This is a genomic window from Photorhabdus hainanensis, assembly GCF_018448965.1.
Taxonomy (GTDB): Bacteria; Pseudomonadota; Gammaproteobacteria; order Enterobacterales; family Enterobacteriaceae; genus Photorhabdus; species Photorhabdus akhurstii.
The window spans coordinates 16,592-29,843 of sequence record NZ_RCWD01000037.1; the positions used below are offsets into that span (position 1 = coordinate 16,592).

At 43.1% G+C, this 13,252-nt stretch carries 14 protein-coding genes; 10 read left to right on the plus strand and 4 right to left on the minus strand.

Annotated elements, in window-relative coordinates; translation table 11 throughout:
• The first annotated feature begins 9 nt into the window (after positions 1 to 9).
• The 3 genes from EAE92_RS18705 (at position 10) to der (ending at position 3,452) form a co-directional block, all read left to right on the plus strand.
• On the plus strand, positions 10 to 630 hold the full coding sequence (locus EAE92_RS18705) for a YfgM family protein (RefSeq protein ID WP_214069177.1): 621 nt from the start codon (positions 10 to 12) through the stop codon (positions 628 to 630).
• Between the two features lie 13 nt (positions 631 to 643).
• Positions 644 to 1,816 (plus strand): outer membrane protein assembly factor BamB, encoded by a 1,173-nt coding sequence (gene bamB, locus EAE92_RS18710; protein WP_214069178.1) that lies wholly within the window; start codon positions 644 to 646, stop codon positions 1,814 to 1,816.
• A gap of 154 nt (positions 1,817 to 1,970) precedes the next feature.
• Positions 1,971 to 3,452 carry a ribosome biogenesis GTPase Der gene (der, locus tag EAE92_RS18715; RefSeq protein ID WP_214069179.1) on the plus strand — a complete coding sequence of 494 codons (1,482 nt, stop codon included), beginning with the start codon at positions 1,971 to 1,973 and terminating at the stop codon, positions 3,450 to 3,452.
• Positions 3,453 to 3,476: 24 nt separating this feature from the next.
• On the opposite strand, the gene EAE92_RS18720 is transcribed toward der, so the two are convergent.
• From EAE92_RS18720 to hemF, 3 genes are all read right to left on the minus strand, one after another.
• Positions 3,477 to 3,794 (minus strand): protealysin inhibitor emfourin, encoded by a 318-nt coding sequence (locus EAE92_RS18720; RefSeq protein ID WP_105399245.1) that lies wholly within the window; start codon positions 3,792 to 3,794, stop codon positions 3,477 to 3,479.
• Positions 3,795 to 3,953: 159 nt separating this feature from the next.
• A complete protein-coding gene (prtS, locus tag EAE92_RS18725) occupies positions 3,954 to 5,051 on the minus strand; it encodes a metalloprotease PrtS (RefSeq protein ID WP_214069180.1) in 1,098 nt (365 codons plus the stop codon).
• Between the two features lie 233 nt (positions 5,052 to 5,284).
• Positions 5,285 to 6,193, minus strand: a complete 909-nt coding sequence (gene hemF, locus EAE92_RS18730) for an oxygen-dependent coproporphyrinogen oxidase (protein ID WP_214069181.1) — start codon at positions 6,191 to 6,193, stop codon at positions 5,285 to 5,287.
• A 150-nt stretch (positions 6,194 to 6,343) separates the two neighbouring features.
• Between hemF and EAE92_RS18735 the strand changes: the two genes are divergently transcribed.
• Positions 6,344 to 6,775, plus strand: a complete 432-nt coding sequence (locus EAE92_RS18735) for a GNAT family acetyltransferase (protein WP_036781605.1) — start codon at positions 6,344 to 6,346, stop codon at positions 6,773 to 6,775.
• A 46-nt stretch (positions 6,776 to 6,821) separates the two neighbouring features.
• On the opposite strand, the gene EAE92_RS18740 is transcribed toward EAE92_RS18735, so the two are convergent.
• Positions 6,822 to 7,238 carry a YgiW/YdeI family stress tolerance OB fold protein gene (locus EAE92_RS18740; protein WP_036781603.1) on the minus strand — a complete coding sequence of 139 codons (417 nt, stop codon included), beginning with the start codon at positions 7,236 to 7,238 and terminating at the stop codon, positions 6,822 to 6,824.
• A gap of 174 nt (positions 7,239 to 7,412) precedes the next feature.
• Between EAE92_RS18740 and EAE92_RS18745 the strand changes: the two genes are divergently transcribed.
• The 6 genes from EAE92_RS18745 to cysM all read left to right on the plus strand — a co-directional run bounded on the left by EAE92_RS18745 (position 7,413) and on the right by cysM (position 13,085).
• Positions 7,413 to 8,021, plus strand: a complete 609-nt coding sequence (locus EAE92_RS18745) for an RpoE-regulated lipoprotein (RefSeq protein WP_214069182.1) — start codon at positions 7,413 to 7,415, stop codon at positions 8,019 to 8,021.
• 240 nt (positions 8,022 to 8,261) lie between these two features.
• Positions 8,262 to 9,284 carry a sulfate ABC transporter substrate-binding protein gene (locus EAE92_RS18750; RefSeq protein WP_214069183.1) on the plus strand — a complete coding sequence of 341 codons (1,023 nt, stop codon included), beginning with the start codon at positions 8,262 to 8,264 and terminating at the stop codon, positions 9,282 to 9,284.
• Positions 9,284 to 10,117, plus strand: coding sequence for a sulfate/thiosulfate ABC transporter permease CysT (gene cysT, locus EAE92_RS18755; protein WP_214069184.1), 834 nt, complete (start codon positions 9,284 to 9,286; stop codon positions 10,115 to 10,117). The genes EAE92_RS18750 and cysT overlap by 1 nt, the downstream gene beginning before the upstream one ends.
• Complete coding sequence (gene cysW, locus EAE92_RS18760; RefSeq protein WP_214069185.1) at positions 10,117 to 10,962, plus strand: sulfate/thiosulfate ABC transporter permease CysW; 846 nt, start codon at positions 10,117 to 10,119, stop codon at positions 10,960 to 10,962. The genes cysT and cysW overlap by 1 nt, the downstream gene beginning before the upstream one ends.
• A 14-nt stretch (positions 10,963 to 10,976) precedes the next feature.
• On the plus strand, positions 10,977 to 12,065 hold the full coding sequence (cysA, locus tag EAE92_RS18765; protein WP_214069186.1) for a sulfate/thiosulfate ABC transporter ATP-binding protein CysA: 1,089 nt from the start codon (positions 10,977 to 10,979) through the stop codon (positions 12,063 to 12,065).
• Between the two features lie 138 nt (positions 12,066 to 12,203).
• Entirely contained in the window at positions 12,204 to 13,085 is an 882-nt protein-coding gene (gene cysM / locus EAE92_RS18770) for a cysteine synthase CysM (RefSeq protein ID WP_214069187.1), read from the plus strand.
• Positions 13,086 to 13,252 lie beyond the last annotated feature (167 nt).

Here is a 13,252-nt window from a genome sequence, read left to right on the forward strand (position 1 = left end):
AGAGACTCTGTGGAAGTCTATACCAATGAAAACGAACAAGTAGACGCGATCCGTCGCTTTTTTGCCAATAATGGTAAAGCCTTGGTTTTGGGGCTGGTGCTGGGTGCCGGGGCGCTGATTGGCTGGCGTTATTGGCAATCTCATCAGACAAATCAGTTGCAGGAAAGCGCAGAAGCTTTTGAACGGGTAGATCGAGGATTAATTGCCAGTACAAAAGAGGGTCATGCTGCTGCTGAAAAATTTGCCAGTGAAACGAATAACAGTTATGGCGTGATGACGCACATGCGTTTGGCTCAACTTGCTGTTGAAAAGAGTGAGTTAACTAAAGCAGATCAGTTCTTATCTGCGGCTGCTGGTCAGGCAAAAAATGAGGATTTGCAGGCTCTGGTGAATATTCGCTTAGCCAGAGTTCAATTGGCAGAAGATAAAACGGACGCTGCGTTGAAAACGTTGGAACTGGTCAAAGGTTCCGGTTGGGTTGCCGTCGCAGAGGATATCCGCGGTGATGCACTGTTGAAAAAAGGTGATATCGCCGGCGCCCGCGCAGCGTACACCAAAGGTTTGAGTTCAGATTCACCACAGGCGATCAAATCGATGTTAAATCTTAAATTGAATAACTTATCCAGCTAAGGGGAATTTTTCAATGCAACTGCGTAAAACACTCTTGGTTGGTTTGGTGGCTTCCGTTCTGCTAGCCGGTTGTTCAAGTGAGCAAGACATGGTAACGATGTCACCGTTGCCACAGGTCGAAAATCAATTTAACCCAAACGAGGTTTGGGATAAATCTGTAGGTGATGGTGTAGGCCGTTATTATTCTCATTTGATGCCAACCTGGCAGGGTTCCGCTGTTTATGTTGCTGATCGTCATGGCATCGTTAAGGCGTTGGACATTGATAGTGGTAAAGAGATATGGTCGGTGAATCTGGCTGAAAAAGCGGGTCTCCTCTCTTCCCGCATACCTGCGTTGCTCTCTGGTGGTCTGACTGTTGCCGGGGGTCATCTCTATGTAGGCACTGAACGTGCCAAAGTTATTGCATTGGATACCAAAGACGGCCAAGTTGCCTGGCAATCTGACGTCGCCGGTGAAGCGTTGTCGCGTCCTGTGGTGAGTGATGGTTTGGTACTGATTCATACTAGCAACGGGATGTTGCAGGCATTAAGTGAGTCTGATGGTAAAGCGCAATGGTCTGTTAATTTGGATTCTCCATCATTATCATTGCGTGGTGAATCGGCGCCTGCCGTGGCTTACGGTGCCGCCATCGTCGGTGGGGATAATGGTCGTGTCAACGCCGTCTTAATTTCTCAGGGGCAGTTGATTTGGCAACAACGTATTTCTCAGGTAACTAGCTCTACAGAAATTGGTCGTCTTAATGATGTTGATACGACACCGGTTATTTCTGAGGGCGTGATATATGCAATAGCTTATAACGGTAATCTGGTGGCGCTTGATATGCGTTCAGGCCAGATCCTCTGGAAGCGCGATTTGGGTTCAGTGAACGAGATGGTTGTTTCTGGTGATAATATCTATATTGTTGACCAAAACGATCGGGTTATGGGGCTGCGTCAAAGTGATGGCGTCACTTTGTGGACTCAGACAAAATTGCAACACCGTAATTTAACCGCGCCTGAAATGTATAATGGCTATCTGGTTGTCGGTGACAGTGAAGGTTATCTGCACTGGCTGAATATGGATGACGGTAAGTTTGTCGCCCAACATAAAGTTGATAGTTCCGGTTTAATGAGCCGTCCGGTTGTAGCCAGTGATAAATTAATGGTACAGGCGAAAGACGGTACGGTTTATCTGTTTACTCGTTGAGTATTGCTTACTGCCTGTTTACCGGAAATAAAGTAAAGCGTTAGTTATAGTCCTACGGCTCCTGACGAGAACAGGAGCCGTTTCGTCTTTTTAGTGTTCTGTTGTGATGAACAGTGGAGTACTAATTTCAAATTAAGTCATGAGGCATCAACAAATGATACCTGTCGTCGCTCTGGTAGGGCGCCCAAATGTGGGTAAGTCCACATTATTTAACCGTTTAACCCGTACAAGAGATGCGCTGGTAGCGGATTTTCCAGGTCTGACTCGCGACCGTAAATATGGTCGAGCTGAGGTTGAAGGGCAGGAGTTTATCATCATTGATACTGGTGGTATCGATGGCGCCGAAGAGGGTGTGGAAACCCATATGGCGGCTCAATCTTTGATGGCGATTGAAGAGGCCGATATTGTTCTGTTTATGGTAGATGCTCGCGCCGGACTTATGCCAGCAGACCACGCAATAGCAAAACATCTACGTAGCCGCGAAAGAGCCACTTTTTTGGTCGCGAATAAGACCGACGGTGTGGATATTGATACCGCTATTGCTGAATTTTATTCCCTCGGATTGGGGGATATCTACTCTATCGCTGCTTCTCATGGGCGTGGCGTCACCCAACTTATTGAACGAGTATTGTTACCTTTCTCAGGTAAAGGTGAAGAAGAAGAGGTTGAGCTGACTGAGGAAGAAGCCAACGCAGCTTATTGGGCAGAGCAGGAACAGAATGAAATTGAGATGGTAGAAGAGGAGGAGGATTTTGAACCGTCAACGCTGCCATTGAAATTAGCCATTGTCGGTAAGCCAAATGTGGGTAAGTCTACGCTGACTAACCGTATCTTGGGTGAAGAAAGGGTTGTGGTTTACGACATGCCTGGCACTACCCGTGACAGTATTTATATTCCAATGGAGCGCAATGGCCGTGAATATATCCTTATTGATACTGCGGGAGTACGTAAGCGCGGTAAGATCACTGAAACGGTTGAAAAATTCTCAGTCATAAAAACCCTTCAAGCGATTGAAGACGCTAACGTTGTATTGCTGGTGGTCGATGCTCGAGAAGGCATTTCCGATCAAGATTTGTCATTATTAGGTTTTATTCTTAATAGCGGGCGCTCGTTGGTCATTGCGGTCAATAAGTGGGATGGCATGTCGCAAGAAGATAAAGAGCGTGTGAAAGAGATGCTGGATTATCGTCTTGGTTTTGTTGATTTTGCCAGAGTACATTTTATCTCTGCTCTACATGGTAGTGGGGTGGGGAATCTGTTTGACTCGATTCTTGAGGCTTATGATTGCGCCACTCGCCGTGTCAATACTTCACTGCTAACCCGTATTATGCATATGGCCGAAGAAGATCATCAACCGCCGATGATCCGTGGTCGCAGGGTGAAAATGAAATATGCTCATGCCGGTGGTTATAATCCACCAATTGTTGTGATCCACGGTAATCAAGTAACCGATTTGCCTGATTCTTATAAGCGTTATCTGATGAATTATTTCCGTCGATCTCTGAAAGTGATGGGGACGCCCATTCGGATTCAGTTTAAAGAAGGGGCAAATCCCTATGCTGACAAGCGTAATACGTTGACACCAAATCAAATGCGTAAACGTAAACGTCTGATGGCGCATCTGAAAAAGCGTTAATGCTAATAGGAAAAGGGGTGGTGATTAACCACCCTTTTTGTCGGCATCCCATATCTGGGTAATGATTTCTGGTGCATCTGACTCAGGGAGGGTGAAGTGGTGTTCTTCATTTCCATTGACGATACTAAGCAGATAATAATCTTGATCAGGATATGGCGCTGATGGCATAGAATCGGAAAAGTCTTGTTCTATGGCTTGAAGAAATAACTGTTGTTGGTGTGAAGACAATGATTCTAAATTCACTGTTTTATCTTGGTTAAGGCCAGGTGTAGCGGCAAATCCTCCTTGTAGGGAAATTGTAATTTTACTATCAGTTGTGAGTTTGAGAGTTTTATTATTCATAATATACCAAATTTTTACGGTTATTTTTCAGGTCTGTTTAGTATAGCGTGAAATTCGTCTTTAACAATTTTGGCATCTTCTATTAGATATATTTTTTACAAGTCAGGTATTACAAATAATAAAATATCGCTGGCGTTAAACCAGCGATATGTTTATAGATTACTCTTCAGTTTTGTCTTTATCGCCGCCTTTATCGCCTTTATCCTCCTTCACTTTAACGCCCACTTCTGTCCAGCTATCAATCGCTGCTTTTTCAGCATCCTCATCAAATAACTCACGAGCATGTTTAATTGTTAATTTAGCGAAAGCTACGAAGTTAGCATCACGTGCAAGATCTTTATCCAACAAAGTGTTGTACCATATTTTTCCTGCTTTTTCCCAGGCATATCCACCTAATTTTATCGCCAGATTATAGAAGGCTTTATTAGGAATACCCGAGTTAATATGAACACCACCATTGTCTCTATAAATCGGCAAGTCTTTATAATCATCCATATGACCAGGCTGTGGATCTTTACCGAGAGTTTCATCATCATATGCACTACCAGGGTTTTTCAGTGAACGAATCCCTACACCTTTAATGTCTTTGCCCAGCAATTCACTTCCCATAACCCAATCTGCTTCATCAGCTTTTTGTTTCAGGTAATGTTGTTTTACCAATGAGCCAAAAACATCCGCTATTGATTCATTCAACGCGCCAGACTGGAAGAAATAGACCAAATCTGCTGTTTTTTCAATAACACCATGAGACAATTCATGGCCGATCACATCGACAGAGGTTGTGAAATCATTGAAGGTTTTACCATCTCCGTCGCCAAATACCATTTGTCCGTTGCCCCAGAATGCATTCATATATTCTTCGCCATAATGCACGGTGGCAATCAATTTCATTCCTTTATCATCTAATGAGTTGCGATTAAAAACTTCTTTATAAAAATTGTAAGTCGCTTCTAAATATCTATATGCGTTATCAACTGATTTATCTCCGTTATCTGGATCTCCTTCATCTCGTACTAATTTTCCCGGCAACTTGCGTTTATTTTCTGCATCGTGAATAGAACGATGTATAGTTGTATTAGTAACTTTATCGTCATCGCCGGAATCATCGGAAGATTCTTTAATAACATTATCCAACATTAAACTCTGAGTGTGATTTAATGTCATTAATACTTTCTTCTTTTCATTGTCATTATTATAGATATTTTGAAGAATGTACGGCGGTATTACGCCTCTGTAGTTATTGTTTTGTATTTGCATAAAATATCTCCTGGAATAAATTTTTAGTTATTAATTAGAGGTACTCTTTAGGTACGGGTTCATATTAAACACGTTTCCAGCAGATAGTCATCAGGTCCAACCTGCTTCTTTTGTGTTAAGGGGGTGTTAATAAATTGTTAGGTTTTTTTGTGCGAGGGATTCTTGCATTGGCTGTAATAAAAATATAAATAGTTAGGAATAGTTTTTTATAATATTCCTAACATGATAAAAAATTATATCCAGTCTTTTGCTGGTAGAAAGTCGATATATAAAGCGGCTTCCGCAGATCCTGATTCAGGGTGATAATCATATTCCCAGCGTACTAATGGTGGCATGGACATTAAGATAGATTCTGTTCGTCCCCCGCTTTGTAATCCGAACAAGGTTCCTCTGTCCCAAACGAGGTTAAATTCTACATAGCGACTACGGCGGTATAACTGGAATTGTCGTTCACGTTCACCCCATAATATGTTTTTCCTTTTTTCTACAATAGGTAAATAGGCAGAAAGAAAACCTTTACCTACATCTTGAGTGAAATTGAAACAATGTTCAAAGTCAGGCGTATTTAAGTCGTCATAAAATAAGCCGCCAATTCCACGGGCTTCGTCACGATGTTTAATATAAAAATAATTGTCACACCATTTTTTATATTTTGGATAAACATCTTCTCCGTAGGGTTGACATATATTTTTGGCGATGGTGTGCCAGTGAATAGCATCTTCCTTAAAACCATAATAAGGTGTTAAATCAAAACCGCCACCAAACCACCATATCGGCGCTTCACCTTCTTTTTCTGCAATAAAGAACCGAACATTAGCATGACTGGTTGGTATATAGGGATTCAAAGGGTGGATAACCAGAGAGACACCTACTGCTTGATAATGCCGACCAGCCAGTTCAGGGCGGAGAGCTGTTGCTGATGAGGGAAGTATATCTCCTGATACATGAGAAAAATTAACTCCTGCTTGTTCGAATATCGAACCTTCTTTCATAATTCGACTACGGCCACCACCGCCTTTTTCTCGTTGCCAGCATTGCTCAGTAAATTTCGCTGTGCCATCTGCCTGTTCCAGTTGTCGGCAAATTTCATCCTGTAATGAAAGGAAAAAAGATTTAATCTGATTAATGTTTGGTGTATTCATGATTCTTTCCTTATTATGATATGGTGAACGTTATATTATAGCTGTTAGTGGAAAAGAATAGTGGAAGAGAACGCATTTTCGTATTGATTCCGGTGTTAAAGCGGAGATAATGAGAAAATAGTTATTTCGATAAAAACAGGTTGGTTAGGGATGGAAATTCGGGTATTTCGACAAGATGATTTTGAAGAAGTAATCACCTTATGGGAACGCTGCGATTTACTTAATCCTGGTGTTGATCCTGAAGTGGATATTGAGCGTAAATTGACTCATGATCCTGATCTGTTTTTAGTCGCGGAAGTGGCTGGTGAAGTGGTTGGGACGATTATGGGTGGTTATGATGGTCATCGTGGTTCAGCTTATTATTTGGGAGTTCATCCTGAATTTCGCGGTAGGGGAATTGCGAATGCATTAATTGCCCGATTAGAAAAGAAATTGATTGCCCGTGGTTGTCCGAAAATAGTTCTTATTGTTCCTGAAGATAATGATGCCACTATCTATATGTGTGAAAAACTGGAATATGAAGATCGTTATCAAGAGAGCGTTATTTTCAGTAAGCGTTTGATTGGCGATCAGGAATATTGAGTTTAGAATATGGCTGAGTGAAAGAATCTCACTCAGCCACAAGGCATTAGTTCAATTTAGTGACTTTTTTCACATCAACAGTCATACCATTCCACTCTTTATCGACTTCACCTTCAAGACGGACTCTATCTTGAGGTGTTATCGTTTGGCCATTCCAATATTTATGATCAACTTCCACTTCAACAATTCCTGCATTATCGCGGAATATGAAGTGATCACTGTGGATACGGGATTCAATATGCCCTTCCAGTACGACCCAACTGTCATCTCTCATATTTTTAACTTGTTGGGTGGTGGAAACTCTTGCATTGTGATCGACAAAACCACCTTGTGGCGCTGCTTGGACGGGGGGTTGTGTTGAATCGGGACCGGAAAAACCACCAAATTGCGTCTGTGAGGTTTGAGCTATTGACGGCATACTGAACAAAGTAATCAAGGCGGTGGTTATAAATATTTTTTTCATCATATTGACCTTACTAATAGTGATGATTTTTAGGGGGAGGTAATAATACCGCTAAGTTGTATTTTATCAATAAAATATTAATCTAAAGTAATTAATTTAAATATTCTCTGAAACTAACAATCAGATGTGATGTCTCAGTGCCTATCGCTGTATTGAGCTATAAGGGAATCAGTTATGCAGAAGTATACTTTAACTAACATGTTGACAGGATTGCGTTTTATCACAATAAGTGGTGCATTGTTACTGGCCGGTTGTACGGGTTCATCGGGTTTTTCATGGTCGAATTTGTCTCCTTTTAGCTGGTTTGGCAGTTCCTTAAAAATCTCAGATCAGGGTGTAGGAGAAATAAATAGTCTGACAGCAATGAATAAAGAGGCAATAGAGAAGGGATTGGATGGAAAGTACCACTTACGTAGCGGTATGGAAACAAAAAATGGCCAATTGGTGACACTCTTTCAAGCAATGGACGGTGATCAATTGAAGATAGCGCTATTTGGTCAAGCCGATGGAAAAATCGGTCGTATTGAAGTGCTGGATGAAAATATTGAAACCGTCTGGGGAACAAAGGTTGGTATGCCATTTTCGGCACTTTATAGCAGGGCATTTGGCGCTTGCCAAAACACGGTAGGTGAATCAGAGAAAAGCGCTATTGTCTGTACATCCCCACAGAGCAGACATGTTAGTTATCTGTTTACAGGTCATTGGAATGGCCCTGAAGGTTTGATTCCTTCTGATGATGTGCTGAAAAATTGGAAAGTGGAACGTATCATTTGGAAGCGATAAGCGTTCCTAATTAAAGCATCAACTGAGCTGGTTTGGTGAATTTGATGTTCCTCTTGCGGTGCCGTAATAGGCCCGCATTTTCCATTTAAAAGCTTTACTATTCCGTCAGCTTATTGCGTTTCATGCTTTCTAATTGCAATTTAGTATATTAAACGGTGATAGTTATCTACCCTGTTATAAATAAACTGGATACATTAGTCACTGGCGCGTTATTTGATGAAATAACGGATAAGGTGAGAAATGAAAAAGTATTCAGTAAAAAATACAATACTAAACGGACTGGTAATAGTAACTTTATTAGGCAGCGGTCATGTCTTTGCTGTAGAGCTGTTAAACAGCTCTTATGATGTTGCGCGTGAGTTATTTTCTGTACTGAATCCTGAATTTGAAAAACAGTGGAATGAACAGTATCCACAAGATAAATTGATAATCAAACAATCCCACGCCGGCTCCTCCAAACAAGCACTGGCGATTCTTCAGGGATTGCGGGCTGATGTGGTGACTTACAATCAGGTAACGGATGTGCAAATTTTGCATGATCGCGGCAAGCTGATCCCGGCTGATTGGCAAAATCGCCTGCCAAATAGCAGCTCGCCTTACTATTCCACGATGGCGTTTCTTGTACGTAAAGGCAACCCCAAAAATATTCGTAATTGGGATGATTTGGTGCGTCAAGATGTCAAATTAGTTTTCCCAAACCCTAAAACCTCCGGTAATGGCCGATATACTTATTTGGCTGCTTGGGGAGCTATTCAGCAGGAAAATAGTGGAGACCAAGGAAAAACTCGTGAGTGGATGAAGCGTTTCCTGAAAAATGTCGCCGTGTTTGATACTGGTGGTCGTGGGGCGACAACTTCATTTATTGAACGTGGTTTGGGTGATGTACTGATCAGTTTCGAATCTGAAGTGAACAACATTCGCAAGCAGTATGGTGATGATAAATATGAAGTGATCATTCCACCGGTAGGTATTCTGGCAGAATTCCCAGTGGCTTGGGTTGATAATCATATTGCGAAAAACGGTACAGAGAAAGCGGCCAAAGCTTATCTAAATTATCTTTATAGCCCACAGGCACAGCAGATCATTACCAGCTTTAATTATCGTGTCAGTGATGAAAACGTGATGGCTCAGCAGAAAGCCTGTTTTCCAGAAATTAAGCTGTTTCGATTGGAAGATCAATTTGGTGGCTGGCCGCAAGTGATGAAAACTCATTTCAATACTGGCGGTATATTGGATCAATTGCTGGCCGAGGGGCATAAGTAATGTTTTCGAGATCCAGTAAGCGAGTATTGCCTGGTTTCGGGTTAAGCTTAGGCAGTAGTTTGTTCTATACCTGCTTGATCTTATTGTTGCCTCTGAGCGCATTAGTTGTGCAGCTTTCCAGTATGACCTGGGAACAATATTGGCTGGTGATTGCTAATCCCCAAGTCGTGGCGGCTTACAAAGTGACATTGTTGGCAGCAGCGGCTGCCAGCTTGTTTAACGCAGTGTTTGGTATGCTGATGGCATGGGTTTTAACTCGCTATCGTTTCCCAGGCCGTAGCTTATTAGATGGTTTGATGGACCTCCCTTTTGCGTTACCTACTGCGGTAGCGGGATTGACATTGGCGACGCTATTCTCTGTTAGTGGCTGGTATGGCTCTTTGCTTGGGCAATTTGATGTGAAAGTAGTCAATACTTGGTTGGGTATTGCGGTGGCGATGGCGTTTACAAGCTTGCCATTTGTAGTGCGAACTATTCAGCCGGTACTTGAAGAGTTAGGGCCAGAATATGAAGAAGCAGCTCAAACATTAGGCGCTAATCGTTGGCAAACTTTCTGGCGGGTTGTATTGCCGGAATTATCTCCCGCTTTAATTGCGGGCACCGCACTCTCTTTTACTCGTAGCTTGGGGGAATTTGGCGCCGTGATCTTTATTGCCGGTAACATTGCATGGCAAACAGAAGTAGTATCGCTGATGATTTTCATCCGCTTACAGGAGTTTGATTACCCCGCGGCCAGTGCTATCGCATCGGTTATATTGGCAATATCCCTGATATTACTGTTTAGCATTAATACTCTGCAAAGCCGCTTTGGTAAGCGGATTGGGGGGCATTAATGGTTGAATTATCTGAATCTTATGTAGCGCAACGACCACCTGTAAATTGGGGGAAATGGACGTTGATCATAACAGGCGTATTGTTTTCAATCTTACTGTTAGTGATCCCCATTGTCTGGATATTTATGACTGCCTTTTCTAAAGGAGCTGAGGTAGTCGCTGAGAATCTTTTAGATCCTGATATGTTGCATGCCATCTGGTTAACGATACTGATCGCATTAATTACTGTTCCGGTGAATCTAATTTTTGGCGTCATGCTCGCTTGGCTGGTGACGCGTTTTCAATTTCCGGGGCGGCAATGTTTATTGACGTTGATCGACATTCCATTCGCTGTTTCGCCGGTCGTAGCGGGTTTGCTCTACTTATTGTTTTATGGTTCGAATGGTTGGGCAGGGAGTTTGCTGGAACCCCATGATATCCAATTGATGTTTTCCTGGCCGGGGATGGTCTTGGTGACGATATTTGTGACTTGTCCGTTTGTTGTGCGAGAACTGGTGCCGATGATGCTTAGTCAGGGGAGCCAGGAGGATGAAGCTGCAATTTTATTGGGGGCGTCTGGTTGGAAAATGTTTTGGCGGGTGACATTACCTAATATTCGTTGGGCGTTGTTATATGGTGTGGTTTTGACCAATGCCCGGGCGATTGGTGAATTTGGCGCTGTTTCAGTGGTATCCGGCGCTATTCGTGGTGAAACTTACACATTGCCGTTGCAGGTTGAACTACTGCATCAAGACTACAACACCGTAGGGGCATTTACCGCGGCGGCATTGTTGGCATTGATGGCAATTATCACTTTGATAGTTAAAAGTGCTTTGCAGTGGCGGTTAAGTCGCCAACATGGTTAAGGTAGGAGCAGAATATGAGTATTGAAATTAACAATATCAGTAAATATTTTGGTCGGACTCAGGTTCTGAGCGATGTCACTCTGAATATTTTTTCTGGAGAAATGATTGCTCTGCTTGGTCCGTCAGGCTCCGGTAAAACAACCTTGTTGAGGATTATTGCTGGTCTGGAACAACAAACCGAGGGGAAACTGAGTTTCCACGGGCAAGATGTTAGCCGTATGCATGCTAAAGATCGGCAAGTTGGATTTGTATTTCAGCATTATGCACTGTTTCGGCATATGACTGTGTTTGATAACGTTGCTTTTGGATTGACAGTACTGCCACGACGTAAGCGTCCGAATATGGCGGCTATTCGCCGTAAGGTTATGGAGTTGCTGGAGATGGTGCAATTAACGCATCTTGCTGAACGCTATCCATCGCAACTTTCTGGCGGGCAGAAACAGCGGGTAGCGTTGGCAAGAGCATTAGCTGTTGAGCCACAAATTCTATTACTCGATGAGCCATTTGGCGCACTGGATGCTCAGGTAAGAATGGAATTACGCCGTTGGCTACGTCAGCTCCATGAAGAACTTAAATTTACCAGTGTCTTTGTCACTCACGATCAGGAAGAGGCGATGGAAGTGGCTGATCGGGTTGTTGTCATGAGACAAGGGAATATTGAACAGGCTGGTACGCCACAAGAGGTATGGCGTTATCCGGCAAGCCGTTTTGTGATGGAGTTCTTGGGGGAAGTCAACCATTTTAATGGTGAAATTAAAGGTTCCCAGCTATTGATTGGCGGACAACACTTGCCTCTCAATGTGACGCCAATCCATCAGGGGAGTGTCGATGTATTCTTGCGTCCGTGGGATATCATGATGAACTCGCAATCGACACTTTCCAGTCCGTTGCCGGTACAGGTGACTGAGGTCAGTCCCAGAGGGCATTTCTGGCAGCTTTCGGTTCAGCCTCTCGGCTGGCATCATGAGTCGATTGCTGTTATTTGGTTTGATGAAACTTCAGTACCCACAAGAGGAAGCCGTTATTTTATTGGTGGCACTGAAGCACGTTTATATGCGGGCGATAAACAATTGCAAACACTGAGTTTAGCCCAAACTGCCTGATAATTACTTAAGATTTGGTTGGTACCATTTTGCTCATCTCCTTACCGCCAGGGATGGGCATTTTTTATTTAAGTCTTGCGATATATTCATGAATATGGTTATTTCGCTTTTCTATTAAATAAAATTTGGGTAATAGCTGTGGCAAGCTTGGAACATTTTATAGGTAATACCCCGCTGGTAAAATTACAACGAATCACTGATAAGCCAGGGGGGGAAATATGGGTGAAACTTGAGGGTAATAATCCGGCAGGCTCAATAAAAGACAGAACAGCGCTATCAATGATTCAGCAGGCTGAATTGCGCGGTGAAATTTCTCCCGGTGACGTGTTGATTGAAGCCACTAGCGGAAATACGGGTATTGCGTTGGCAATGATTGCCGCAGTAAAAGGTTATCATCTCAAATTATTGATGCCTGATAATATGAGCCTTGAGCGTCAGGCTTCTATGCGAGCTTATGGCGCAGAACTGATTTTGGTGAGTAGAGCAATGGGCATGGAAGGCGCACGTGATTTAGCCCAGCAAATGGAGCGTAATGGCGAAGGTAAAGTTCTTGATCAATTCAATAACCCGGATAATCCTTTAGCGCATTTTACGACGACAGGGCCGGAAATTTGGCGACAGACGAAAGGGCGTATTACACATTTTGTTTCCAGTATGGGAACGACGGGAACCATTACCGGTGTTAGCCGCTATTTAAAAAGCCAGTCTAATAGTGTACAGATTATTGGCTTACAGCCGGCGGCGGATAGCCATATTCCAGGTATTCGCCGTTGGTCGCCGGCTTATTTGCCTGGCATTTTCCGCAAGGAGTTAGTTGATCAAGTGCTGGATATCACTCAGCAGGAAGCTGAAGATACCATGCGTTTATTAGCTCAGAAAGAAGGAATTTTCTGTGGGGTCAGTTCCGGCGGCGCTGTTGCTGGAGCATTAAGTGTTGCAGCACAAAATCCAGGTTCTGTCATTGTTGCCATTATCTGCGACCGTGGCGATAGATATCTTTCTACCGGAGTATTTAATTAATCTGGTTATATTATTTATACCCTATGGATTTCAAGATGCATCGCGACGGCAAGGGAGCGAATCCCCGAGAGCATAGGTAACTATGTGACCGGGGTGAGTGAGTGCAGCCAACAAAGAGGCAACTTGAAAGATAACGGGTATAGCGTGAGTAGAGTAAAAGAGGCGGC

What these genes read in the sequence shown, in the direction of transcription:
- bamB (WP_214069178.1), top strand. Translation starts at nt 644, where the DNA reads ATGCAACTGCGTAAAACACTCTTGGTTGGTTTGGTGGCTTCCGTTCTG.
- der (WP_214069179.1), top strand. Translation starts at nt 1,971, where the DNA reads ATGATACCTGTCGTCGCTCTGGTAGGGCGCCCAAATGTGGGTAAGTCC.
- EAE92_RS18720 (WP_105399245.1), bottom strand. Translation starts at nt 3,794, where the DNA reads ATGAATAATAAAACTCTCAAACTCACAACTGATAGTAAAATTACAATT.
- prtS (WP_214069180.1), bottom strand. Translation starts at nt 5,051, where the DNA reads ATGCAAATACAAAACAATAACTACAGAGGCGTAATACCGCCGTACATT.
- hemF (WP_214069181.1), bottom strand. Translation starts at nt 6,193, where the DNA reads ATGAATACACCAAACATTAATCAGATTAAATCTTTTTTCCTTTCATTA.
- EAE92_RS18735 (WP_036781605.1), top strand. Translation starts at nt 6,344, where the DNA reads ATGGAAATTCGGGTATTTCGACAAGATGATTTTGAAGAAGTAATCACC.
- EAE92_RS18740 (WP_036781603.1), bottom strand. Translation starts at nt 7,238, where the DNA reads ATGAAAAAAATATTTATAACCACCGCCTTGATTACTTTGTTCAGTATG.
- EAE92_RS18745 (WP_214069182.1), top strand. Translation starts at nt 7,413, where the DNA reads ATGCAGAAGTATACTTTAACTAACATGTTGACAGGATTGCGTTTTATC.
- EAE92_RS18750 (WP_214069183.1), top strand. Translation starts at nt 8,262, where the DNA reads ATGAAAAAGTATTCAGTAAAAAATACAATACTAAACGGACTGGTAATA.
- cysT (WP_214069184.1), top strand. Translation starts at nt 9,284, where the DNA reads ATGTTTTCGAGATCCAGTAAGCGAGTATTGCCTGGTTTCGGGTTAAGC.
- cysW (WP_214069185.1), top strand. Translation starts at nt 10,117, where the DNA reads ATGGTTGAATTATCTGAATCTTATGTAGCGCAACGACCACCTGTAAAT.
- cysA (WP_214069186.1), top strand. Translation starts at nt 10,977, where the DNA reads ATGAGTATTGAAATTAACAATATCAGTAAATATTTTGGTCGGACTCAG.